Annotated in this window: 24 protein-coding genes; 9 read left to right on the top strand and 15 right to left on the bottom strand. The window is 72.3% G+C overall.

Annotation, left to right across the window (positions count from 1 at the left end; translation table 11 throughout):
* Window positions 1–20: 20 nt before the first annotated feature.
* Window positions 21–1,343, bottom strand: a complete 1,323-nt coding sequence (locus ACFVR6_RS13740) for a bifunctional o-acetylhomoserine/o-acetylserine sulfhydrylase (protein ID WP_386963968.1) — start codon at window positions 1,341–1,343, stop codon at window positions 21–23.
* A gap of 121 nt (window positions 1,344–1,464) precedes the next feature.
* On the opposite strand from ACFVR6_RS13740, the gene ACFVR6_RS13745 reads away from it, so the two are divergent.
* The gene (locus ACFVR6_RS13745; protein ID WP_386963969.1) at window positions 1,465–2,247 is read left to right on the top strand and encodes an SDR family oxidoreductase; all 783 of its coding nucleotides are present in this window, start codon (window positions 1,465–1,467) and stop codon (window positions 2,245–2,247) included.
* 105 nt (window positions 2,248–2,352) lie between these two features.
* Here ACFVR6_RS13745 and ACFVR6_RS13750 read toward each other — a convergent pair whose 3' ends face one another.
* Complete coding sequence (locus ACFVR6_RS13750) at window positions 2,353–3,822, bottom strand: HNH endonuclease signature motif containing protein (RefSeq protein WP_386963971.1); 1,470 nt, start codon at window positions 3,820–3,822, stop codon at window positions 2,353–2,355.
* Between the two features lie 134 nt (window positions 3,823–3,956).
* Window positions 3,957–5,420, bottom strand: coding sequence for an MFS transporter (locus ACFVR6_RS13755; RefSeq protein ID WP_386964354.1), 1,464 nt, complete (start codon window positions 5,418–5,420; stop codon window positions 3,957–3,959).
* Window positions 5,421–5,508: 88 nt separating this feature from the next.
* Here ACFVR6_RS13755 and ACFVR6_RS13760 point away from each other — a divergent pair, with 88 nt between their 5' ends.
* Together ACFVR6_RS13760 and ACFVR6_RS13765 are read left to right on the top strand one after the other, a co-directional pair.
* Window positions 5,509–6,210 (top strand): uracil-DNA glycosylase, encoded by a 702-nt coding sequence (locus tag ACFVR6_RS13760; RefSeq protein ID WP_386964356.1) that lies wholly within the window; start codon window positions 5,509–5,511, stop codon window positions 6,208–6,210.
* Window positions 6,211–6,214: 4 nt separating this feature from the next.
* Window positions 6,215–6,838: a GNAT family N-acetyltransferase gene (locus ACFVR6_RS13765; RefSeq protein WP_386963973.1), complete on the top strand. Its 624-nt coding sequence runs from the start codon at window positions 6,215–6,217 to the stop codon at window positions 6,836–6,838.
* On the opposite strand, the gene ACFVR6_RS13770 is transcribed toward ACFVR6_RS13765, so the two are convergent.
* From ACFVR6_RS13770 to ACFVR6_RS13805, 8 genes are all read right to left on the bottom strand, one after another.
* Window positions 6,798–7,133 (bottom strand): protealysin inhibitor emfourin, encoded by a 336-nt coding sequence (locus tag ACFVR6_RS13770; protein ID WP_386963975.1) that lies wholly within the window; start codon window positions 7,131–7,133, stop codon window positions 6,798–6,800. The two genes, ACFVR6_RS13765 and ACFVR6_RS13770, sit on opposite strands and share 41 nt — an antisense overlap.
* A complete protein-coding gene (locus ACFVR6_RS13775) occupies window positions 7,117–8,178 on the bottom strand; it encodes a M4 family metallopeptidase (protein WP_386963977.1) in 1,062 nt (353 codons plus the stop codon). The genes ACFVR6_RS13770 and ACFVR6_RS13775 overlap by 17 nt, the downstream gene beginning before the upstream one ends.
* Before the next feature lie 9 nt (window positions 8,179–8,187).
* On the bottom strand, window positions 8,188–9,000 hold the full coding sequence (locus tag ACFVR6_RS13780) for an ABC transporter ATP-binding protein (RefSeq protein WP_386964358.1): 813 nt from the start codon (window positions 8,998–9,000) through the stop codon (window positions 8,188–8,190).
* Window positions 9,001–9,005: 5 nt separating this feature from the next.
* A complete protein-coding gene (locus ACFVR6_RS13785; RefSeq protein ID WP_386963979.1) occupies window positions 9,006–9,794 on the bottom strand; it encodes an ATP-binding cassette domain-containing protein in 789 nt (262 codons plus the stop codon).
* Entirely contained in the window at window positions 9,791–10,699 is a 909-nt protein-coding gene (locus ACFVR6_RS13790; protein ID WP_386963981.1) for an ABC transporter permease, read from the bottom strand. The genes ACFVR6_RS13785 and ACFVR6_RS13790 overlap by 4 nt, the downstream gene beginning before the upstream one ends.
* Window positions 10,696–11,646, bottom strand: coding sequence for an ABC transporter permease (locus tag ACFVR6_RS13795; RefSeq protein WP_386963982.1), 951 nt, complete (start codon window positions 11,644–11,646; stop codon window positions 10,696–10,698). The genes ACFVR6_RS13790 and ACFVR6_RS13795 overlap by 4 nt, the downstream gene beginning before the upstream one ends.
* A complete protein-coding gene (locus ACFVR6_RS13800) occupies window positions 11,643–13,154 on the bottom strand; it encodes an ABC transporter substrate-binding protein (RefSeq protein ID WP_386963984.1) in 1,512 nt (503 codons plus the stop codon). The genes ACFVR6_RS13795 and ACFVR6_RS13800 overlap by 4 nt, the downstream gene beginning before the upstream one ends.
* Window positions 13,155–13,232: 78 nt before the next feature.
* Window positions 13,233–14,243 carry an alpha/beta fold hydrolase gene (locus tag ACFVR6_RS13805; protein ID WP_386963987.1) on the bottom strand — a complete coding sequence of 337 codons (1,011 nt, stop codon included), beginning with the start codon at window positions 14,241–14,243 and terminating at the stop codon, window positions 13,233–13,235.
* A 43-nt stretch (window positions 14,244–14,286) separates the two neighbouring features.
* On the opposite strand from ACFVR6_RS13805, the gene ACFVR6_RS13810 reads away from it, so the two are divergent.
* The 3 genes from ACFVR6_RS13810 to ACFVR6_RS13820 are packed head-to-tail and all read left to right on the top strand — an operon-like array spanning window position 14,287 to window position 15,993.
* The gene (locus tag ACFVR6_RS13810; RefSeq protein ID WP_386963989.1) at window positions 14,287–14,763 is read left to right on the top strand and encodes a carboxymuconolactone decarboxylase family protein; all 477 of its coding nucleotides are present in this window, start codon (window positions 14,287–14,289) and stop codon (window positions 14,761–14,763) included.
* Window positions 14,760–15,485: a tyrosine-protein phosphatase gene (locus ACFVR6_RS13815; protein WP_386963991.1), complete on the top strand. Its 726-nt coding sequence runs from the start codon at window positions 14,760–14,762 to the stop codon at window positions 15,483–15,485. The genes ACFVR6_RS13810 and ACFVR6_RS13815 overlap by 4 nt, the downstream gene beginning before the upstream one ends.
* Window positions 15,486–15,531: 46 nt before the next feature.
* The gene (locus ACFVR6_RS13820; RefSeq protein ID WP_386963993.1) at window positions 15,532–15,993 is read left to right on the top strand and encodes an SIP domain-containing protein; all 462 of its coding nucleotides are present in this window, start codon (window positions 15,532–15,534) and stop codon (window positions 15,991–15,993) included.
* 1 nt (window position 15,994) lies between these two features.
* Here ACFVR6_RS13820 and ACFVR6_RS13825 read toward each other — a convergent pair whose 3' ends face one another.
* From ACFVR6_RS13825 to ACFVR6_RS13840, 4 genes are all read right to left on the bottom strand, one after another.
* A complete protein-coding gene (locus ACFVR6_RS13825) occupies window positions 15,995–16,450 on the bottom strand; it encodes a Fe-S oxidoreductase (protein ID WP_386963995.1) in 456 nt (151 codons plus the stop codon).
* Window positions 16,447–17,262 carry an arginase family protein gene (locus ACFVR6_RS13830; RefSeq protein ID WP_386963998.1) on the bottom strand — a complete coding sequence of 272 codons (816 nt, stop codon included), beginning with the start codon at window positions 17,260–17,262 and terminating at the stop codon, window positions 16,447–16,449. The genes ACFVR6_RS13825 and ACFVR6_RS13830 overlap by 4 nt, the downstream gene beginning before the upstream one ends.
* A gap of 135 nt (window positions 17,263–17,397) precedes the next feature.
* Window positions 17,398–18,138, bottom strand: coding sequence for a PspA/IM30 family protein (locus ACFVR6_RS13835; protein WP_386964000.1), 741 nt, complete (start codon window positions 18,136–18,138; stop codon window positions 17,398–17,400).
* Window positions 18,139–18,206: 68 nt separating this feature from the next.
* Entirely contained in the window at window positions 18,207–20,219 is a 2,013-nt protein-coding gene (locus ACFVR6_RS13840; RefSeq protein ID WP_386964002.1) for a TPM domain-containing protein, read from the bottom strand.
* Window positions 20,220–20,392: 173 nt separating this feature from the next.
* On the opposite strand from ACFVR6_RS13840, the gene ACFVR6_RS13845 reads away from it, so the two are divergent.
* Genes ACFVR6_RS13845 through ACFVR6_RS13855 form a run of 3 tightly spaced genes read left to right on the top strand, consistent with a single transcriptional unit; the run spans window position 20,393 to window position 22,904 of the window.
* Window positions 20,393–21,229: a DUF3097 domain-containing protein gene (locus ACFVR6_RS13845; RefSeq protein ID WP_386964004.1), complete on the top strand. Its 837-nt coding sequence runs from the start codon at window positions 20,393–20,395 to the stop codon at window positions 21,227–21,229.
* Between the two features lie 47 nt (window positions 21,230–21,276).
* A complete protein-coding gene (gene trmB / locus ACFVR6_RS13850) occupies window positions 21,277–22,035 on the top strand; it encodes a tRNA (guanosine(46)-N7)-methyltransferase TrmB (protein WP_386964006.1) in 759 nt (252 codons plus the stop codon).
* Entirely contained in the window at window positions 22,032–22,904 is an 873-nt protein-coding gene (locus ACFVR6_RS13855; RefSeq protein WP_386964008.1) for a CPBP family intramembrane glutamic endopeptidase, read from the top strand. The genes trmB and ACFVR6_RS13855 overlap by 4 nt, the downstream gene beginning before the upstream one ends.
* Window positions 22,905–22,927: the final 23 nt, after the last annotated feature.

Consider the following 22,927-nt stretch of genomic DNA (forward strand, 5'->3'; position numbering starts at 1 on the left):
GGGCGCCGTGGGCGGCAGGATCAGGCGCGGGCGGCCTCCGAGACGCGGCGCGCGGCGGCGAGCGCCTGCGCGAGGTCGGCCTTGAGGTCCTCCACGGCCTCGATGCCCACCGACAGCCGCACGAGACCGGGCGTGACGCCCGCCGTGAGCTGCTGCTCGGGGGTGAGCTGCGAGTGGGTGGTGGATGCCGGGTGGATGACCAGCGAGCGCACGTCGCCGATGTTGGCCAGGTGGCTGAAGAGCTCCAGCGAGTTGACGAACTCGCGACCGGCCGCGACGCCGCCCTTGAGCTCGAACGACAGCACCGCGCCGACGCCCTTGGGGGCGTATGTGTTGGCGGCCGCGTACCAGGGCGAGGTCGGCAGGCCGGAGTAGTTCACGCTCGCCACGTCGGGCTGGTTCTCCAGCCACTCCGCGATCTCCTGGGCGTTCTGCACGTGGCGCTCGATGCGCAGCGACAGCGTCTCGATGCCCTGCAGCAGCAGCCAGGCGCTGAGCGGGGCGATGGCCGAGCCGAGGTCGCGCAGCAGCTGCACGCGGGCCTTGATGATGTAGGCCAGGCCGTCGCCGACCGCGGTCGTGTAGGACGCGCCGTGGTACGACGGGTCGGGCTCGGTGAGCCCGGGGAACTTCTCGACGTTCTGCGACCAGGCGAAGCGACCGCCGTCGACGATGACGCCGCCGATCGTGGTGCCGTGGCCGCCGAGGAACTTGGTCGCGGAGTGCACGATGATGTCGGCGCCGTGCTCGAACGGGCGGATGAGGTACGGCGTCGCGATCGTGTTGTCGACGATCAGCGGCACACCGGACTCGTGGGCGATGTCGGCGACGGTGCGGATGTCGAGCACGTTGATCTGCGGGTTGCCGATCGTCTCGGCGAAGAACAGCTTCGTGTTCGGCCGCACCGCGCGGCGCCATTCCTCGGCGTCGTCCTGGTTCTCGACGAACGTCGTCTCGATGCCGAGCTTGGCGAGGGTGTACTTGAAGAGGTTGTAGGTGCCGCCGTAGATCGAGCTCGACGAGACGATGTGGTCGCCGGCCTGGGCGATGTTGAGCACCGCGAAGGTCTCTGCCGCCTGGCCGCTGGAGACCACCAGTGCGCCGGTGCCACCCTCGAGCGCCGCGATGCGCTGTTCGAGGACGTCCTGCGTCGGGTTCTGGATGCGGGTGTAGATGTTGCCGAACTCCGCGAGGGAGAAGAGGTTCGCCGCGTGGTCGGCGTTGTCGAACACGTAGGACGTGGTCTGGTAGATCGGCGTCGCGCGGGCCTTGGTGACCGGGTCCGGCTGGGCGCCGGAGTGGATCTGCTTGGTCTCGAAGCGCCAGTTCTCGGGTGCGGACATGATGGCTCCTGGATGTCGGGTGGACCGCGGCTGCCGCGGCCTGGTCTGAGGCTACGGACAAGCCCAGTTGTCAACAACGGCGCGGAAATGTTACGTAACGCGCGGGGGTACGGTGGGACGCATGACACGACGTGCGGTGGTGACCGGAGCGAGCTCGGGGATCGGGGAGGCCACGGTGCGTGCCCTGCGCGCCTCGGGGTGGGACGTCGTCGGGGTCGCACGTCGTGCCGACCGGCTCGCGGCGCTGGAGGCGGAGACGGGTGCCGCCGTCTATGCCGCCGACCTCACGAAGCAGGCCGACGTCGACGCGCTCGCCGCATGGCTGGCCGAGTCGGGACCCGTGCACGCGCTCGTGCAGATCGCCGGCGGCGCGCGGGGCGCCGACCGCGTCGAGGACGGCAATGCCGACGACTGGCGCTGGATGTTCGAGGTCAACGTGCTGGCCGCCCAGATGCTGGTGGCGGCGCTCCTGCCGCAGCTGCGGCGTGCCGCGGCATCCGATGGTCACGCCGACACCCTGTTCCTGACCTCGACCGCCGCGCAGCGCGCCTACCCCGGCGGAGCCGGGTACAACGCCGCGAAGGCGGGGGAGTCGATGGTCGCCGCCGCCCTGCGGCTCGAGCTCAACGGCGAACCGATCCGCGTCGTCGAGATCGCCCCGGGCATGGTGTTCACCGAGGAGTTCACCCTCAACCGGCTGGGCGGCGACCGCGCCGCGGCGGAGAAGGTCTACGACGGGGTCGCCGAGCCGCTCGTGGCCGCAGACGTCGCCGACGTCATCGCGTACGCGCTGAACGCGCCGGGCCACGTGAACCTCGACCTCATCACCATGCGCCCCGTGGCGCAGTCGGCGCAGCATCTGCTGGCCCGCGGGCCGCTGCGGCCGCGCCTGCCCATGGACTGATGAGCGGCCGGCCGGACCCGGAGTCCGGTTCACGTCGCTGTAGCCCGCGCGCCCGGGCGATCCCGGGAGAAGATGCCTGGCCGGCGCCGAGCGGAACGCAGAGCTCTAGAACGGTGCGGGTTCGAAGGCATCGGCGGCGGCGAGGGCGGTGAACTCCAGTACCCGTCGCGGGATGTCGGGGTAGACACGCCCCGTGGGGCTGGTCCATTCCAGGATGCCGTGCGCTTTCTGGAACACGCACCAGGCGGTGGCGTGCTTCATCGGGTGGTGCCTGGTGCACAGATTCGCGAGGTTGCACAGTGCAGTCGGCCCACCGTGGGCGGCGTCGTGGGTGTGGTCGTGGTCGCAGTGTTTTGCGGGTCTTCGGCAGCCGATGAATCGGCAGTGTTCGTCGCGGGCGTCGAGATGTCGTCGCTGCGCGGCGCTCGGCCGGTAGGTGTCGACCAGTTGCACGGCTCCGGTGGTGGGGGAGACGAAGAGGCGTTCCCAGAGTTCGGCGGTCGCGGCGAGCCGGCGGGCGGTTTCGGGGTCGATGGGCCCGTATCCGACGAGTTCGGCGGGTGCTGTTCCGGTGCCGGTGAGGGTGTCGAGGGGGATGATCACTTGCACTTGCGCGGTGATCGCCCCACCGTCGGCAACGGCGCCGGTCTTGGCGGGTGCGGTGGCGCAGCCGGTGAGCAGCAGGTCGGTGAGGACGTCCGCGCGGACCTGGTCGGTGGTGCGGGTGTCGGTCGCGACGATCTCGGCGGGGTCGGGCGTGGTGGTGTCGGAAGCGTCCGGGCTCGTGGGTCCGGCGTCGGCACTTGCAGCGCCTGCGGGTGCGGTCTCGACCGTGCCGTCCTCGGGGTTCTCAGCGCCAGCGACACCGTCACCGTCGTGGTCCGCCCGCCCCGCCGCGGCGGCCTCCGCGGCGGCCTTGCGTCGCGCCGTGGTGATCTCCCGCGCATACTCGGTCAACCGGTCCCGGATCGCATACGCCAGCACCGCCGGCAGCACCGCCGCGAGTTCGGCCATGCCATCGTCGAGGTCCCGCACCCACACCCGCCGCTCCGCGGCCGCGTCGGCATGGCGTTCCTCCAACGGCACGGGGTGCAGCTTCTGCGCGATCATCGCCACGATCGGCCGCGCCCGCCCGGGGGTCTCCCGCTCACAGACGACCAGGGCGGCCTGCTCGAACCGGGCCCGCGCCTCGGGGTCGTCGATGCGGGCACCGGCATCCTGAATCAGCCGCACGTGACCCATGTCGATGCGCCCGACCCGCAACGCCGCGATGGTCGCGGTGAACCCGGTCACGAGCACCGTGGCGTGGTGCAGGCGGTCCTGCATCACCCGGTCCGATCGCTGCAGCACCGCGCCCACTTCGGCAGCGATCGCCCGCAGCGGCATCTCCCGTTCCCGACCCGCCGACGACGGCACCCGGGCGGTCTGCTCCGCGGCGATGGCATCCATCCGCGCCAGCAGCTGCAGTTCGTCTGCCTGCAGTGCGGCCATGCGCCGTCGCGTGGCCGCGAGGTCGGACAGCACCGCACCCGGCGACCGGGTGTCGCTGCGGGGGCTCACCGAGGAGGTGTTCATGCCCCCAATTCTGCCGACCCCCTCCGACATTGAACCCACGCAAAACCCAGACCAAGCTGGAATTACCCGAAACCGGTGGATAACTCCGGAAACCTCTGCCTGTGGAGGAACCGGCGGGCCACGAACGCCCGCTGCTAGACGATCTGTCCCTCGCCCGCGAGCGCCGCGGCCTCCTCGTCGGCCGTGTCGGCGAACGCCACCTTCGGCACGAAGAACAGCAGCGCCGCCGCGAGGAAACCGCCCGCCGCGCACACCGCCCACACCGTCATGTAGCCGCCGAGCGCCGCGGCCGTCTCGCTCGCGACCACCCCGGCACCGGCGGCCAGCACGACGCCGAACACCGCCGACGCGAACGTGCCGCCGATGGTCTTGGTGGTGTTGGTGAGGGCGGATGCCACGCCCGTCTGGCCGTGCGGCGCCGCCGCGGCGGCGGCCGCCGGCATCGCGCCGACGAGTGCGCCGCACCCGAGACCGGCGATGCACATGTTCAGCAGCACCTGCCACAGCTCGAGGTGGAACGGCAGGAACAGCGCGTACCCCACGCCCACCAGCGCGGCCGCGACGATGAGGATCACGCGCGGACTCGCCCGTCGCGAGGTCACGGCGAACAGCACCGCGCCGATGATGAGCGATACGAGATAGACGCCGATGAGGTTGGAGCGCGCCGTGGCATCCAGCCCCAGCCCGTACCCGAGCGCGGGATCGGTGCCCGCGTACGTCGACAGCGGGCCCTGCGCGCCCAGCAGGCTGATGCCCACGAGGAACGCGGTGGCCTGCACCGGCCACATCTCGGGACGACGCAGCACCCGGATGTCGATGGCCGGGTCGTCCTGGCGCAACTCGAACCAGCCGAAGAAGACGAAGCCGACGATGCCGGCCGCCAGCAGCAGCCAGACCCACACCGTCTCGGGACCGTTGATGCGCAGGAACGTGAGCGAACTCGTGACGAGCAGCAGCGCGAACGCGAGCAGCACGAACCCGCCGGTGTCGAGCTTGCGCCCGGGAGCCGGCTCGGACTCGGGCACGAACTTCCAGATGACCACGGCGACGAGCGTCACCGCGATGGCGGGCACCAGCAGGGTGAGGGTGAGGTTCTCGCCCGTTGCGACGAAGACTCGTCCCGCCGCCAGCGCGCCGACGATGGCGCCCGCCTGCAGCCCCACCACGAGCAGGCCCGCCGCCCGACGCGTCGTCGAGACGCCGCGGCGCTGCGCGCGGCCGCGTTCGAAGATGAGCGCGATCTCCAGCGGCAGCCACACGACGTAGAACCCCTGCAGGGCCCACGCGATGAGGAAACTCCAGAACGAGTCGGCGAACGCGAGCCACCACGACGCGCCCGCGGTGAGCACGGCCGCCGCCAGCAGCACCTTCTTGTGGCCGAACATGTCGCCGAGCTTGGCCATCACCGGCACCACGAGCGCCGACAGCAGCAGCTGCGCCGCCTCGAACCAGTTCACGTCGGAATCGTGCACGCCCAGGTGCACGACGATGTCGCTGAGCAGCGGCACGTAGTAGCCCTGCAGGATGCCGCTGACCAGCTCCACCACGATGAACCAGCCGATGAGGCTCGCCGTGATGCCGAGGGTCGACGCGCGCAGGCGGCCGGGGGCGGGTGTCGTCACGAGCGCGAGGATAGCAGCGCGCCGTCCGTAGGCTGGACCGGTGCACGATGCGAACCGCAGGGCGATGACCCTGCCCGAACTCGCCGATGCGGGACTCATGGATGCCGGGTGGGCCGAGGCGCTCGCGCCGGTGGCCGATGACATCGCCACCCTCGGCGAGCGGCTGCGGGCCGAGACGGCCGCGGGCCGCGGCTATCTCCCCGACGGCGACCGCGTGCTGCGGGCGTTCCAGCGGCCCCTCGCCGACGTGCGGGTGCTGATCGTCGGGCAGGATCCGTACCCGACGCCGGGGCACGCGATCGGGCTGTCGTTCGCGGTGGAGCGGCATGTGCGGCCCCTGCCGCGGAGCCTGCGCAACATCTACCGCGAGCTCTCCGACGACCTCGGCATCGCCCCCGCCGAGCACGGCGACCTGTCGGCGTGGAGCGACCAGGGCGTCATGCTGCTCAACCGCGTGCTCACCGTCGCCCCGGGGGCCGCGGCATCCCACCGCGGGTGGGGGTGGGAGAAGGTCACCGCACACGCCATCCGCGTGCTCGCCGAGCGCGGCGGACCGCTCGTCGCGGTGCTCTGGGGCAAGGATGCCGCCGGCCTCGGGCCGCTGTTGGGGGCGACGCCGCGGGTCGAGTCGCCCCACCCGTCACCGTTGTCGGCCAACCGCGGGTTCTTCGGGTCCCGACCGTTCTCCCGCGTCGACGCGCTGCTGGTGCAGCAGGGCGCCGAGCCGGTGGATTGGCGTCTGCCCACCGACGCGGCTCTAGGCTGACCCCATGCTGGAGGACGAGTACGACCGCGACCGCCGCAGGCTGCCCTGGCACCTGCGCCGCCGCGTCGAGCCGGAAGCGCCGTTCTCGTTCGAGATCCGCCCCGCCGAACTGCGCGACGTCCCCGACATCCGCGAGATCTACAACCACTACGTCACCAACTCCGTCGTCACCTTCGACGAGAAGAAGTGGTCGGTCACGCAGTGGCGCGACAAGCTCGCCCACGCGCAGAAGCTCGGGCTGCCGTTCCTCGTGGCGCAGTCGCCGTCGGGTCAGATCCTCGGCTACGCCTACGTGCAGCCGCTGTCGAGCAAGTCCGGGTACCGCTACAGCGTGGAGGATTCGATCTACCTCGGTCAGGCGGCCACCGGCAAGGGACTGGGCAAGGCCCTGCTGGTCGCGCTCATCGAGGCATGCGAGCAGGCCGGCATCCGCGAGATGGTCGCGATCATCAGCGACCGGGGCGCGGAGGCATCGGTCGCACTCCACGAGAAGCTCGGGTTCGTCGAGGTGGGCCGCATGGGACGCGTCGGGCACAAGTTCGGCCGGTGGCTCGGCACGATCTACCTGCAGAAGTCGCTGAACCCCGTCAAGAAGCGGGGGCTGTTCGGCCGGCTGCGCCAGGAGTGACGTCGGGCCACGCGCGCACCGCGTCGATGAGTGCCCGCCACGGTCCTCGTACGTCGGCGTCGGGCAGCTCCGCCTCGCGCCGCACGGGGCCGGCCTCCGCACTCACCCGCCAGCAGAAGCGGTCGGCCCCGGACGGCTCGCTGCGGGGGGCGTCCCACGGGCACCGGTCGATGAGGGCGGACCATTCCGCCGCCGCCTCGCCGTCGGGACAGGCCTGCCACTGCCGGCGCAGCCCTGCGATGCCGCCGCTGCGCACGACGGTCACCCGGACGGTCGGCTCATCCGCTCGTTGCATCCGCCATCACGCCGACACCCGTCCAGCCCGCCCGGACGGCGTCGACTTCCTCCGAACCCTCACCGTACTCCGCTGTCGCAGCCTCCAGGGTGGCCAGGGCGAAGCCGGCGAAGTCCACCGTGGTCGGGAGGGTGCCGGCGGTGAGGGTGCGGTACCAGATGAGGCCGGCCCGCTCCCAGGCCTGACCGCCGAGCGCCGTCGCGGTGAGGTGGAACGCGCGGTTCGGGATGCCGGAGTTGATGTGCACACCGCCGTTGTCTTCGTCGGTCTCGACGTAGTCGCGCATGTGTCCGGGCTGCGGGTCGCGGCCGAGCACGTCGTCGTCGTACGCCGTGCCGGGGGCGGCCAGTGAGCGCAGCGCCTCGCCCTGCACGGCATCCGTGAAGATGCCGGCGCCGATGAGCCACGACGCCTCGTCGGCGGTCTGACCGAGGCTGTGCTGCTCGGTCAACGCGCCGAACACGTCGGACAGCGACTCGTTGAGCGCGCCCGACTGGCCCTGGTACACGAGGCCGCCGGAGAACTCGGTGACACCGTGGGCGAGCTCGTGCGCGATGACGGTGAGGGAGTTGGTGAAGCCCGTGAAGACCTCCCCGTCGCCGTCGCCGAAGACCATGCGCTCGCCGTTCCAGAATGCGTTGTCGTAGTCGACGCCGTAGTGCACGGTGGCCGCGAGGGTGCCGCCGGCGCCGTCGATGCCGGCACGCCCGAAGGCGTCCCAGAAGAAGTCGAACGTCGCCCCGAGCCCGTCGAAGGCCTCATCGGCCGCCTCGTCGCCGGTGGGCGGGTCGGTCTCGGTGCGCACCTGCACACCGGGCAGCGTCTCGCGGTTCTGCGCGTCGGAGACCACCCGGTCGGGCGAGGGCGTCGCACCCGCCACGAGCGCGCCGTTCTCGTCGATCGACAGCTGCAGCCGGGTGAGGTCGGGGTCGTAGCCGTGCCCGGCCTCGAGGGTCGCCCGCGCGGCGCGGGCCGCCCGCGCGAGGTGCGGGGCGTCGGTCTCGGCGATGCGCGCCAGCAGGTACGGCGGGACGATGGCTGTCATGGCACGAGGTTAGGGCCCCTCGCCGACATCGGGAATGCCGCCCGCCGGATCGATCACCGGGATCGACGCCAGCAGGCGCCGCGTGTAGGCCACTTGCGGGGTGAGCAGCACCTTCTCGGTCGGGCCCTCCTCCACGATGCGGCCGTCCTTCATGACGATCACGTCGTCGCACAGGTTCTGCACGACGCCGATGTCGTGCGACACCAGCACGAGTGCGAGCCCCTCGCGCCGTCGGAGGTCCCGCAGGAGCTCGAGGATCTGGGCGCGCACCGTGACGTCCAGCGCCGACAGCGGCTCGTCGCCCACGAGCAGCCGCGGGCGGTGCACGATGGCGCGGGCGATCGCGATGCGCTGGCGCTGTCCGCCGGAGAACTCGTGCGGGAAGCGGTCGGCCATCTCCGGCTCCAGCCCCACGTCGGCGAGCACCTCGCGCACGCGCGCGCGGCGGTCGCCCTCGATTCCGAGCGCCCACAGCGGCTCGGCGACGATGCGGCCGATGCTCATGCGCGGATCTAGCGACGCGTAGGGGTCCTGGAAGACGATGCCGGTCTGCCGGCGCAGCCAGTGCAGCGACGTGGCGGGTGCGGATGCCACGACCGGCCTGCCGTCGAATTCCACCGTCCCGGCGGTCGGGGTGTCCAGTGCCAGCAGCAGTCGCACGAGGGTGGATTTGCCCGAGCCGGATTCGCCGATGATGCCGAGTGCGGAGTTCTCGGCGACGTCGATGTCGGCATCCTCGAGCGCCGTCGTCCATCGCCGCGGCTCGAGCAGCCCGCCACGGGGGACGGGGTGGCGGCGGGTGAGCCCGCGGCCGCGCAGCAGGGCGTTCACGCTCGTCCTCCCGGTCGCCACAGTGTCGCCGTGGCGTCGCGCAGGAGCCCGCGGGTCACCTCGGACGAGGGGGCGGTGAGCAGTGCCGACACCGGCGCCGCCTCCACGATGCGCCCCCGCTCGAGCACGATGCCGTGGGTCGCGATCTGCGACAGCACCGCGAGGTCGTGCGTGATGAACACCAGCGACATGCCGTCGCCGGTGACGAGGTCCCCGAGCAGCTGCAGGATCTCGGCCTGGATCGTGACGTCCAGCGCCGTCGTCGGCTCGTCCGCGATGAGCAGGCGCGGCCGGCACGCCAGCGTCATCGCGATGGCCACGCGCTGACGCTGGCCGCCGGACAGCTGATGCGGGTAGCGGGCGACGATCTGCTGCGGGTCGGGCAGGGCGACCCGTGCGGCCTCCGCGACCGCGTGCTGCTTCGCCTCGCGCCGGGAGATGCGCTCGTGGATGCGCACCGACTCGGCGATCTGCCTGCCGACCGTGCGGATGGGGTTCAGTGCCGTGCGCGGCTCCTGGAACACGATGCCGATCTCGTCGCCGCGGAGCTTTGCCAGCTCCCGGTCGGGCAGGCCGATGAGTTCGCGCCCGTTCCAGCGGATGCTTCCGGTCGCCGTCGCGGTATCCGGCAGCAGCCCCATGATCGCCAGCGCCGTGAGCGACTTGCCCGACCCGGATTCGCCGATGAGGCCCACGCGGGCGGAGTCGGGGACGTCGAACGAGACGCCGTCGACGACGCGGCGTCCGCCGACCTCGATGGCGAGGTCGCGCACCTCGAGGCTCATGCCACCACCTCCGGCACGTGCGCGCGGGCGGCGTTGCCGCGACGGGTGAGGGTGGGGTCGGTGGCCTCGCGCAGGCCGTCGCCGAGCAGATTCAGCCCCAGCACGGTGAGCGTGATCGCGAGCCCCGGCCACACGACCGACAGCGGATGCACGGTGATGTAGGCCTGCAGCTCGCTCAGCAGCACGCCCCACGACGGCTGCGTCACCGGGGCGCCGAAGCCGAGGTAGGACAAGCCCGCTTCGGCGAGCACGGCGACGGCCATGCCCCACGACAGCTGCACGATGAACACCGGTGCGACGTTGGGAAGCAGGTGATGCAGGAGGTTCTGCAGCGGCGTCAGCCCCGCCGCGCGACCGGCGAGGACGAACTCGCTGTGCAGCACGCGGCGCAGCTCCGGCCGGGTGACGCGGGCGATGTTCACCCCGAAGCCGATGCCGACGGCGACGATGACGACCCACAGCGACCCGCCCCAGACGGCCGAGACCATCATCGCGATGAGCAGCACGGGGAAGGCGATGAGGATGTCGACGAGCACGGCGACCGTCTCGCGCAGCCACCGCGCCGTCAGTGCGCCGAGAGAGGCGAGCACGATGCCGATGAGCGTCGCGACGAGCCCGGCGCCCAGGGCCACCCACACCGTCGTGACGGCGCCGGCCATGATGAGGCTCAGGATGTCGCGGCCGGTGGCGTCGGTGCCGAGCAGGTGCGGCCAGCCGGGTGGGGCCCACCGGTTGGCGATGTCGACCTGCTGCGGGTCGAACGGCGTCCACAATGCCGCGACGAGGGCGGTGAGCCCCACGGCGGCGAAGATGGTCAGTCCCACCCTGCCCGTCGTCAGCTGCGTCAGGCGGTGGAGCCAGCCCCACCGGCCACCGGGTGCCCGTCGTGCCGTGCGCGCGTTCATCCCGCCTCCCGCTGCCGGGGGTCGATGACCCGGTGGAAGAGGTCGACGGCGAATCCGACGACGAGCACGAAGCCGGTCAGCACGAGAAGTTCGCCCTGCACCATCGGCAGGTCGCGTGCGCCCACGTCGGCCACGAGCATCCGCCCAATGCCGGGGAGGGAGAAGAGCTGCTCGATGACGACGGCGCCGACGATGATGCCGGCGACCTGGAGGCCCAGCACCGTGATCACCGAGAGCCCGACGTTGGGCAGTCCGTGGCGCAGCATCGCCTGCGTGCGGGTGAGGCCCTTCGCGGCGGCGCTGCGCACGTAATCCTGCCCCACCGCCTGGAGCGTGGCCGACCGCACGAAGCGCAGCAGCATGGCGCCCTCGACGATGCCGATCGTGATCGCCGGCAGCAGGAGGGACCGCAGCGCCGTGGACGGGTCGTCCCAGCCCGAACGCGGGAACCCCTGGGCCGGCAGCCATCCGAGCCACACGGCGAAGACGACGACGAGCATCATGCCCGCCCACACGACCGGCACGGCGGCGAGCGTCTGTGCGCCGACGGTGATCATCGTGCCGTCGGCACGGCCGCGCCGCAGGGCGGAGACCACGCCCAGCGGCACGCTGAACGCCAGCGCGATCACGAGCGACATGATGCCCAGCGGCACCGTCACCTGTGCCTTCTCGGCGAGTTCGGTCGTCACGGCGCTGCCGGTGAGCAGCGACGTGCCGAGGTCGCCGCGGAAGATGCCGGCGATCCAGTCGAGGTACTGCAGCGGCACGGGCCTGTCCAGGCCCAGGCGCGCCCGGATGGCCTCGACCTGCTCGGGCGTGCTTCCCACGCCCGCGACCATCTGCGCCACGTCGCCGGGGAGCACCCGGAGGGTGACGAAGATCAACGCGCTGGCGACGACGAGGCCCAGCAGCAGCAGGACCAGCCGCGTCAGCGCGTAGCGGATCACCCCTCGCTCTTGGTCAGCTCGACGAGGTTGAGGCGCTCGTTGACGTTCACCGTGGGCATACCGGTGATGTTAGCGCCGACCGCGACGACCGACGCGCCGTTGTAGAGCCAGTCCGCCGCGTGGTCCTCGGAGACGATGCGGGCCGCCTCCGCGAGCAGGTCGGCGGCTTCGGCCTCGTCGGTTGCGGCGAGGGACTGCGCGAACAGCTCCTGCACCTCGGCGTTGTCGTAGCCGAAGTAGTAGTCGGGGTTCGCCCAGTTCTCGAAGTCGCGCGCCTCGGTGTGCAGCACGAAGCTCAGCTCGTAGTCGCCGTTCATGTAGACGTCGTTGAGCCACGACGAGAACTCGACCGCGTTGACCTGAAGCGTGATGCCGACGTCGTGCAGGTTCGACACCAGGATCTGCGACACCGTGGTGCCGTAGAACGACGGCAGCGTGAGGCTGAGCTCGAGGTCGTCGTCGTAGCCCGCTTCGGCCAGCAGTTCGCGTGCCGCATCGGGGTCGTGGGGGACGAGTTCTGCGAGGTCCTCGTAGCCGGGGTCGAGCTCCGGGATGGGGCCGTACTGGGTCTGGCCGGCGCCGAGGGCCTCGACGATGGCGTCGTGGTCGATCGCCTGGCGGATGGCCTGGCGCACCTTCACATCGGCGAGGGGGCCCTCGTCGGCGTTCATCGCCAGGGTGCCCTTGTCGGTGGAGGCGCCGACCTCGACGGTGAAGTCCCCGTTCGCCTCGATCTGCTCGGTCAGGTTCGCATCGAAGCCGGTGACGACGTCGACTTCGCCCGCCAGCGCGGCGTTGAGCGCCGCCTGCGTCTCGGGGATGTAGGCGAAGACGACCTCCGCCGCGCCCGCCGGGTCGCCCCAGTAGTCCGCGAACCGCGCGAGGGTCACGCTGTCCCCCTGCTTCCAGCTCGCGAGGGTGAAGGGGCCGGTGCCGTTGGCCGCGGTCTTGCGGTCGGTGGTGTCGCCCTCCTTGAGGACGAGGCCGGCGCGACCGGTGAGGTTCCACAGCAGGCTGGAGTCGGGCGCGGCGAGGGTCAGCACGACGTCCTGCCCGTTCGCGGCGATGCCGGTCACTGCGGCCAGGCGCGCCGAGTCACGATACGACGCGGTGTCGCGCACCTGGGTGAGCGACCAGACGACGTCCTGCGGCGTGAGCGGCTGGCCGTCGTGGAACACGACGCCCTCGCGCACGGTGAAGGTGTAGGTGAGGCCGTCGGGGGAGACCTCGTAGTCGCTCGCGAGAGCGGGGACGATGTCCTGCTCGGCCGTGCGCGAGACCAGGCCCTGGTAGACGTTGTCGATCAGCAGCTGATCCAGCGCCGCACCGGCGGTCTCGCGGATGTCGAGGTTGCCGGGCTCCGAGACCAGACGCAGCGCGACGGACGCATCGGGGTCGGCGACGGCGCTGGTGGTGGGAGCGGGGGTCTGCTCGGCGCTGCAGGCGGTCAGCAGCAGCGCGCCGGTGGCCAGCAGGGCCGCGGCAGCCAGGGAGGTGCGGCGGAGCATGTGAAGGGGTCCTTTCGCAAGGGCGGGAGGCATCATCGCTGTCCGAGGCCTCCTGCGTACTCTTGTGCGCGTAACAGCCTAGGCTCCGCGCGGCCCTGGTCGGGTATCCGGGGGGCCTTCGGCGCGAGCGGGGCCACGACGCGACGCCGCATCAGCGACGAGCAGCCCCAGCTCGCGGGGCAGTTCCTCCTGCACGTTGTGTCCCGCGGGAAGCGTCACCACGGTGGCGTCGGGGAGCCGGCGGGCGAACTCCGCGGCATCCGCCTCGGTCACATACCCCCGTGCGCCACGCACCAGCGTGAGGGGGACCGATGCCGCCTCGAAGTCGCCCCAGCTCGCCGCCATGAGCACATCGCGACCGATGTCGGCGGTGGCGCGCCCCGCGCGCGCGGCGGCCGCGGCGTCGGGGTCGGCGGCGCGTGCGGCGGCGAGGTGGGCGTAGTGGTGCTTCCATTCCACGCGGCCATCGGGGCGGATGCGGGAGTTGAGGGCGACGCCGCGGGCGGTGGCCTCGCGGCTGCCGCCGCCGAACCCGAATGCCAGCGCGCGGTCGACGAGCTCGTCGCGGGAGGCCCAGTCGGTGGGGCCCGCGAAGAACTCACGCAGCTGGGACGGGCCGGCAGCGGGTTCCACGCCGGGGGTGATGTCGACGATGACGAGGGCGCGCACGAGCTCGGGCGCCGCCGCCGCGACGGCCGCCGCCGTCACGCCTCCCAGTGACTGGCCCACGAGCACCTGCGGACGGTCGGTCCACTCGCGCATCGCGCGGATGACGTCGGGTGTGAGGCTGCGGGGGGAGTAATCGGCGTCGTCACGCCACGCCGAGTCGCCGTGGCCGGGGAGGTCGAGCGCGAGGGCCGGGACGCCGAGCGCCAGCACCGTGGCATCCCAGGTGTGGGCGTTCAGGCCCGCGCCGTGCAGCAGGGTCACTTCGGGCCCGGCGGGGGCACCGTAGCGCAGTGCGCTCAGCGTGCGGCCGTCGTCGAGGGTCAGCTGCAGCCGCTGCACCTGCGGCACCGCGGGCACGCCGAGCTCGGCGGCCTGCGCGGGAAGGAACGAGAACTCATCGTCGGGATCGCTCACCCGCACATTCTGCCCGCTTCCGGCGGCGGGGCGGGCATAGGGTCGAAACATGACCGAGGCAGCCCGTGTTCACCTCTCCCGGTCCGCGCGCGAGGCCTATCGCGCACTGGACGCCTTCTCCAAGACGGTGGGGACGGTGGCCGACGACGCCGGGCTCGACGTGCGCCTGCGCGAGCTCGTGCAGATCCACGCCTCGCAGCTCAACGGCTGCTCGTTCTGCGTGCGCGTGCACGTCGACCGCGCGGAGGCCGCAGGGGTCACGGCCGACGTCATCGCGCAGGTGGCGGTCTGGCGCGATTCCGGGGTGTTCACCGAGCGTGAGCGCGCCGCGCTCGAACTCACCGAGGCGCACGTGTTCATCCACGAGGCGGGCGTGCCCGATGAGGTGTACGACCGCGTCGGCGGCATCCTCTCGGAGAAGGAGTACGTCGCGCTCAGCTGGATCCTGGTGGCGATCAACGCGTTCAACCGGATCGCGATCGCCGGACGCTACCCCGTGCCGCCGCGCGAGGGGGAGCAGGCATGACGGATGCCGCCTGGAGCGTCTCGGGTGCGCTGAACTTCCGCGACGTCGGCGGGCTGCCCGCCGGGTCGGGGGTCACCCGGTCGGGGGTGCTGTTCCGTTCGGGCAACCTCGCCCGGCTCGACGACGCCGGCCGCGCGACGCTGCGCGAACTGGGGCTCCGGCGCGTGATCGACCTGCGCGCGGACGACGAGATCGCCCTCGAGCCCTCGCTCGTGGAAGGGCTCGGCCTCGAGACCCTGCGGGTGCCGCTGTTCCTCGGCTCGGCGACCTCCTTCTTCGAGCGCGACGTGGGCCTGGACGACTTCTACCGCTCGATGCTCGACGAAGCAGCCGACCGGGTGGTCGAGGTCGTGCGCGGCGTGCTGGCCGACCAGCCCGTGCTCGTGCACTGCACCGTGGGCAAGGACCGCACCGGTGTGACCGTCGCGCTCACCCTCGCCGCCGCGGGGGTGGAGGAGGACGCGGTCATCGCCGACTACGCGCGCACCGAGGCGCTGCTGCCGGCGCGGCGCAACGCCCAGGTGCTGGCATACCTGCGCGCGCAGCATCCCGAGGCCCGCTATCTGGAGGAGCTGGCGACCAAATCGCCCGCCGCCGCCATGCGCACGCTGCTGGACGGACTGCGGGCGCGCTACGGCGCACCGGTGGAGTTCCTGCGCGCCCATGGGCTCGCCGACGACGAGATCGCCGAGCTCGGTGCGGTGCTCGTCCGCGGCGACTGATCCACTCAGGTTAGGCAACCCTCAGAAGTGCTATCGTGAGGATGCCATGACTTCCGTCGACCACAACGCCGCCGCCTGCCGGGCGACCCGGCACACGCGCGTGCAGCACCTCATCACCGCCGACGAGCACTCCCTCGCCGATCTCGAGGCCCTCATCGCCACGCTGCCGCTGTGCTCGACCGGACGCGTCTTCATCGAGGTGCCCGACGACACGTGGCCGACCGACCTCGCGGTGCCCCCGCGCATGATCGTCACGTGGCTCGACCGCTCGCGCCGCTCCGGCGCGCCCGGCACCGGCCGCGGCTGCGCACCCGGCGCCGCGCTGACGCGCGCCGTGACCGCCTGGGCGGACGAGATGCTCTGCACCGACGACCACGCGACGCGGGTGTTCCTGCTCGGCGGCTACCTCGGCACGGCCGACATCGTCGACCACCTCACGGGTCGCCTCGGCATGCCCGCCGACGGCATCCGCACCCCCGAGCGCTTCGGCCTGGCGACCGCCCGCTGATTCACGCCCCGCGGGCCACGTAGCGGCCGTCCTCCAGGCCCGCCTCGATCTCGAACCGGTTGGTGAGCGCATTGCGCCCGGCCAGCAGGTAGAGCACCGGCATGAGCGCGCCGTAGCGCTGCCACTGGCGCTTGTGCACCGCTTCGTGGGCGATGAGACTCGCCGGGACGCGCCCGGAACCGGTGAGGAAGCAGCCGCCGACGCACACGCCACCGCGGCCGTAGGTCCAGGACGGCATGCCGCGGAAGATCCACAGCCCGCCGCGACGCTCCACACGTCCCGTCGACCAGAGCCCGCCCCAGATCCACCCGACCGCCGTGCCCCAGAGGTAGCCGAGACGGCTGATGGGGGAGTCCAGGAGAAATGCCGGAATCCAGCGGTCCCACCGCTGTGCGCGCGTCACCACCCGGTCGGCCGTTTCGCGCCAGTCGGCGGGCGGGGTGGGGATCGGGCTCACGCGAGCGCCCCGATGATCCGCAGGATCGCACCGAGATCGCCGACGGCCGCGTGGGGCGTCGACGGCGCGAACCCCGACAGTGATGCGCCCACGAGCGGCATCCGTTCCCGCAGCCGTCCGAGGGCCCCAACGAGCGCGGGCGTCTCGACCCCGAACGGGACGGGCGAGCCCACCCCCGTGATCGCTGCCGGATCGAGCACGTCGAGGTCCACGTGCACGTAGACGGCCTCGGCCCCGGTCGCGGCGACCGCGTCGGCGAGTGCCTCGGCGTCGTCGAACGCGGAGGCCGGCAGAAAGGTGAGGGCGGAGCCCTGGAGGAACGCCTCCTCGGCGGCATCCAGGTCCCGTGCCCCCGCGAGCACGACGCGCTCGGGCGCGACGGCGGCCGTCGGCGCGAGCGGGTCGACCTCGCCGAGCACCGCGCGCAGGGCCATGCCCGCGTAGGCGCCGGAGGGGGAGGAGTCCGGGTCGTGCAGGTCGCCGTGCGCGTCGCACCAGAGGACCGCGAGGTTCGGGATGCGTGCGGCGGCGTGGGCGATCGCCGGCACCGCGACGGCGCAGTCGCCGCCCACGACGACGGCGTGCTCGGTGATCGGGGCGAGGGTCTCGGCGACGAGGGACTGGATGCGGGTGAGCGCGCTCAGCCGCTGCACGCGGGTGCCGAGTGCCTCACCGGCCTCCAGGGGCACCTCGACGCGCGTGCACGAGGCGCGCGGCAGGTCGCCGGCGATCGCCTCGGCCCCGTCGACGAGGAGCATGGCGCGCGACGAGGGCGAGCCCTGCCATTGCGGCACGACGATGAACCGGGTCATGCCTCCATCTTGGCCTGTCGCGCCCTTCGCCGGGGAAGACGCCGCCGCGTGCCACCGCCGGGATCGGCCGGTCCCCGCCCGGCAACGCGAACGGGCGCCGCCCCCGGAGGAGCGGCGCCCGTTCGGTGTGCGGGATCAGATCCCGGAGTCGATCGCCTTCGCGGGAGCGCCGGACTTCAGCGCGGCCAGGCGTGCCTCGACCTCGGTGAGCTCACCGACGTCCTCGAGCTGGTTGAACTGCGCGTCGAGCGACGACGCCGCAAGCTCCTGCTTGCCGGCGGCCAGGGCCTCCTGGCGACGCACCTTGTCCTCGAACCGGCCCAGCTCGCTCGTGGGGTCGAGCACGTCGATCGACCGCACGGCGTCGTGCACCTTGTTCTGGGCCTCGGCGGTCTTCGCGCGGGCCAGCAGCTCGGACCTCTTGGACTTCAGCTGCTCGAGCTTGCCCTTCATGCCGTTGAGGCCGTCCTTGAGCTTCTCGACGACCTCGGACTGCGTCGCGATGGTCGGCGCGATGGCCCGCGCCTCGTTCTCCTCGCTGATCTGGCGCTGCAGCGCGATCTTGGCGAGGTTGTCGAACTTGTCGGCGTCGGCGAGGTTGCCCGCCGCGCGCAGCTCGTCGGCCTTGCGGCTGGCGGCGAGGGCCTTGTTGCCCCACTCGGTGGCCGCCTGCACGTCCTCCTGGTGGTCGCGCTCCAGCAGACGCAGGTTGCCGATCGTCTCGGCGATGGCCGACTCGGCCTCGGCGATGGAGTTGGTGTAGTCGCGCACGAGCTGGTCGAGCATCTTCTGCGGGTCCTCGGCGGAATCGAGGAGCGCGTTGATGTTCGCCTTCATGAGGGTCGAGATGCGACCGAAGATGGACTGCTTTGCCATGGGTGGTGCCTTCCTGTCGAGTTGACGTCGGGTGGTCTTGGATGCCGCGTCGCGGCGGGCCCGGAGGATCAGAAGCGCCCCCCTCCGCGGCGGCCGCGGGTGCCGCCGCCGCCGAAGCTGCCGGAGCGGAAGCTGCCGCCGCCGCTGCGGCCGCGACTGCTGCCGCCACCACCACCGCCGAACATGCCGCCGCCGAAGCCGCCCATCGGGGGGCCGCCGCGGCTGCGGCCGCCGCCTCCGCCGCCGAGCAGGGAGTTGATCACGATACCGCCGAGTACGGCGCCGAGCATCCCGTTGTCGCCGCCACCCCCGCCGCCGCCGTAACCGCCGCCGCCGAAGCCGCCGACGTCGGTCTGCGCGTACTGGATCGCCTGCGCGGCGAGCTGGTTCGCGCGCTGGGCCAGGGGGAGCGCCTGCTCCGGCGCGGTCTGCTCGAGCTGGCGCGCCTGCACGAGGGCGGCGCCTGCTTCGGCGAGCCGGGTGCGGGCCTGCGCGCCGACGGCGCCGCGGCGGGCGGTGATGTAGTCCTCCGCGGCGGAGACCTGCGCCTGCGCCTGCGTGAGCTGCTGGCCGAGCATCTGACGCGCGCGCTGGGCGCGGGCCTGACTGTCGCGCACCGAGGCGACCACGCCGTCGATGCGGGAGTTGGCCGCCTCCAGTGCCTGCAGGGTCACCAACGGCCGCTTCGCGGTGGAGACGAGGTTCGTGCGGGCCGTGTCGACCTGCTGCCGCGTCGCGGCGACGGCGGCGGCGATCTGACCGTCGGGGTCGGGGAGGGCCCCCGCGGCGGCGATGTCCTGCTCGAGGTCGGCGATGAGCGCCGCGGCATCCTTCTCGCCCTGGGAGAGGTCGGCGGCGAGGCGGCCGATGGCATCCTCCAGCAGCTGCGCCTGTCCGACGGCCTCTTCGGCGGCGCGGATGCTGACGGCCGCGGCCCCGCCGTCGCCCGAGGCCACCGATTCTGCGGCGTGCGCGAGCTGCTCATCGGCGAAGGCGAGTCGTTCTCGGGCCTGCTCGGGGTTGTCGGCGATCGTGGCGAGTGCTTCGGGCGCGTATGTGCCGCGCATCGTCTGCAGCGTCGCGGCGGCGGCGTCGAGGGCGCCGGCGACGGCCGTGCGCTGCTCCTGCACACGGGCGAGCGCCTCGGGGGCGTTCTGCTCGAGCTTGCGCAGCTCGTCGAAGTCGGCGGCCTTCTCGTCGAGGTCGGCGTCCGCCTCCTCGCACAGTCGCAGGATCTCGGCGTTCCACTCGCGGGTCTGCTGCTCGGTGTCGGGTTCGGCATCGTCGAGCTGCTGCTTGAGGGTGAACGCCTTGTTGAGGTTGTCCTTGGCCGCCGTCAGCGCCTGCGCGAACTCGACGGTCGCCGCATCGCCGAACTGCGCCCGCGCGAAACCGAGCTCCTGCTCGCTCGTGCGCACCGCGTCGTCCGCGGCGACGAGTGCCGACGACGCACGACGGGCGAGCTCCTCGGTGGAGATCTGCTCCACGGGCGCCGCCTGCGGGCCGCCGGAAGCGCCCCGACGGCGGGAGCGCACGACGACGAAGACGACCACGCCCACCACGGCGATGCCGAGCACGATCCACAGCCACGCGCCCCCGCCACCCGAACTGGTGAGGTCCTCCTGGAACCGGTCGGCGGCCAGCTGGATCGCGCCGCTGTAGTCGTCGTCGCGCAGCAACGGCAGGATGGCTTCCTCGGTTGCGGCGAGGTCGGCCTCGCTGACCGGCCCGCCGTCGTCGGCGGAGATGTAGTACTGCCGCCCCTCGGTGGCGATGGCGAGCAGATACTGCTTCTGTCCCAGGCCGTTGCCGAGGGCTGTGGCGTCCGCCCACTCCTGGCTGTTGGCGGGGTCGGTGAACTCGTCCACCAGCACGACGAACAGGTCGACCCCCGTCGCCTCGAAAAGGCCGTCGAGGCGATCTTCGGCGCCGGAGACCTCGCCGGCGCTGAGCACACCGGCCTGGTCGAGCACGTGCGACGACCCGAGCTGCACCGGGTCGGTCGCCGACGCCGTCACCGCACCCGCCGACATGAGTACCGCCAGAACGGTCGTGAGCACCAAGGCCCAGCGCCTGCGCATCGTGTCCCCTTCCGAGGGCCCTTCGGGCACCTCGTCCCGAGTCTATTCAGAGGCCGCGAACCGGCGATAGTTCACCGCCTGTGAGGTCCCGATGAGACGGCACCCGCTCGCGCGCGGCGGGTCGGGGAGGGGGCGTCGGCGGCGGCGGGTACGCTCTGACCCCCGGAGGACTCATGGACGATCGATACGGCGGCGACGTGCTCGCCGCAGGATGGCGCACCGCCGGGCGCCGCCCGATCCCCGAGGTGGCCGCTGCGCGCGACCTCGTGGTGGAGGTGGCAGGCGACGGGTTCTGCGGTGCGGTCACCGGCATCCAGTCGGGGCTCGTGGAGCTGGAGGACCGCGTCGGCCGGCGCCGGCAGTTCCCGCTCGGCGGCGGCTTCCTCATCGACGGAGGCGCGGTGCGCCTGGTCGCACCCAGCGCCGCCCCGAAGCCGCGCACGCGCACGGCATCCGGATCGTTCGCCGCCCCCGAGGAGCGCGCGCGGGTCGCCCGGGCCAGCCGCATCCTCGTGGAGGGCCGCCACGACGCCGAGCTCGTCGAGAAGGTGTGGGGCGCGGACCTGCGGGTGGAAGGTGTCGTCGTGGAGTACCTCGAGGGCGTCGACCTGCTCGAGCAGACCCTCCGCGACGAGCCGCCGGGGCCGCAGCGCCGCTACGGCGTGCTGGTGGACCACCTCGTGCCGGGGTCGAAGGAGCAGCGCATCGCGGATGCCGTCGCCCGCGGCCCGCACGGCGCGCACGTGCTGGTGGTCGGGCACCCCCACGTCGATGTGTGGGAGTGCGTGACCCCGCGCGCGGTCGGCATCCCCGCCTGGCCGACGGTGCCGCGCGGCACCGACTGGAAGACGGGCGTCTGCCGGGCGCTGGGCTGGCCGGCCGAGGAGCAGGCCGACATCGCGCGGGCGTGGCAGCGGATCCTCGGGAGCGTCCACACCTTCCGCGACCTCGACCCGGCGCTGCTGGGCCGCGTGGAGCAGCTGATCGACTTCGTGACACAGGAGGGGTGACCCCGGCCGCGTGCGGGCGCACGGGACGGCCCCGGTAGCCTGGGGGCATGCCGGATCCTGAGCCCGACGCGGACCCGAACGCCTCCGACGCCCCCGTGTTCCGCAAGCGCACGGTCTCCTTCGTGCGCCGCAGCGGCCGCATGTCCGAAGCGCAGGAGCGCGCCTGGAGCGAACTGGCCGCGCACTACGCGCTGCCGGTGCCGCGCGACGGCGCCACCACCAGCGTGCGCGCGGGGTCGGAGATCGACCCGGCGGGCGTGTTCGGGCGCGAGGCCCCCCTGATCGTCGAGATCGGCTCGGGGCAGGGGCACGCCATCGTGCACGCGGCATCCGCCCGGCCCGACGCCGATTTCATCGCGGTCGAGGTGTTCAAGGCGGGGCTCGCGCGCACCATGCTCGACGCCGACCGCGTCGGTGCGCGCAACCTCCGCGTGGTCGAGGCCAACGCCCCCGAGGTGCTCGAGCACCTGCTGCCGGAGGCGTCGGTCGACGAACTGTGGGTGTTCTTCCCCGACCCCTGGCACAAGAAGAAGCACACCAAGCGGCGCCTGGTCGCCCCGCCGTTCCCTGCGCTCGCCGCGCGGGCGCTGCGTGACGGCGGCGTGCTGCGGCTCGCGACCGACTGGGAGGACTACGCGCTGCAGATGCGCGACGTCATGGCGGATGCCGCCGACTTCGAGCCGGCTTTCGAGGGGGAGTGGGCGCCGAGGTTCGACGGGCGCGTCGTCACCGCCTTCGAACGCAAGGGCACCGCGAAGGGCCGCGACATCCGCGACCTCGTCTACCGCCGCAAGGACCGCTCGTGAAGACGGCGGTCGCCCCGGCGCGGCCGTACGTCTCCCTCGCCACGGCGCCGGCACTGCTGGTGTGCCTGGCCGCGCCGGCGTTCTACGTCCTGCTGCTGCCGTGGCTCGGCTGGGCGCTCCTGGTGGCGGGGCTCGTCGTGGCGGCGGTCGTGGAGCGCACACGTGCCACGCCGGTCGCGCTCGCGGCATCCGGGGTGCGGCCGCCCTCGCTCCTGCGCGACCTGTCGCTCATCGCGGCCGGTCTGATCATCGTCAGCCTCATCGATCTGAAGGCCGAGCTCGACAACGCCGCGATGGTGCGCTTCACCCTCGCGCTCGGCGGCGCCGTGCTCGTGCCGTACGTCGTGTCGCGGTGGGTCTACCGGGACCGGGCCATCTCGTTCCCATGGCGTGGGGGCGGGCGCTGGACCACGTTCCAGTGGGTGTGGCTCGTGCTCGTGCTCGTGCTCGGCTGGCTGATCCTGCCCTTCTACTTCATCACCTCCGGCGTCTACATGAACTGGCCGGTCGTGGACACCCCCGACCTCATCGCGCGGCTGTTCGTCGGAGTCGGGGCCGTCGGAATCTGGGACGAGCTGTTCTTCATCTGCACCGTGTTCGCACTGCTGCGCCGACACTTCGCCGATGTGTCGGCCAACCTGCTGCAGGCGATCGTGTTCGTGTCGTTCCTGTGGGAGCTCGGCTACCGCGCCTGGGGGCCCGCCCTGACCGTTCCGTTCGCCCTGCTGCAGGGGTACATCTTCCTGCGGACGCGTTCGCTCGCCTACGTCGTCACGGTGCACCTGCTGTTCGACGCGGTCGTGTTCGCGGTGCTGGTGCACGCCCACAACCCGGGCCTGCTCGACGCGATCTTCTTCGTCTCGCCCTGACGCGGCGCGCCGCGCTGCCCAGG

It is taken from the genome of Microbacterium sp. NPDC058021, from assembly GCF_042885955.1.
Classification (GTDB): Bacteria; Actinomycetota; Actinomycetes; order Actinomycetales; family Microbacteriaceae; genus Microbacterium.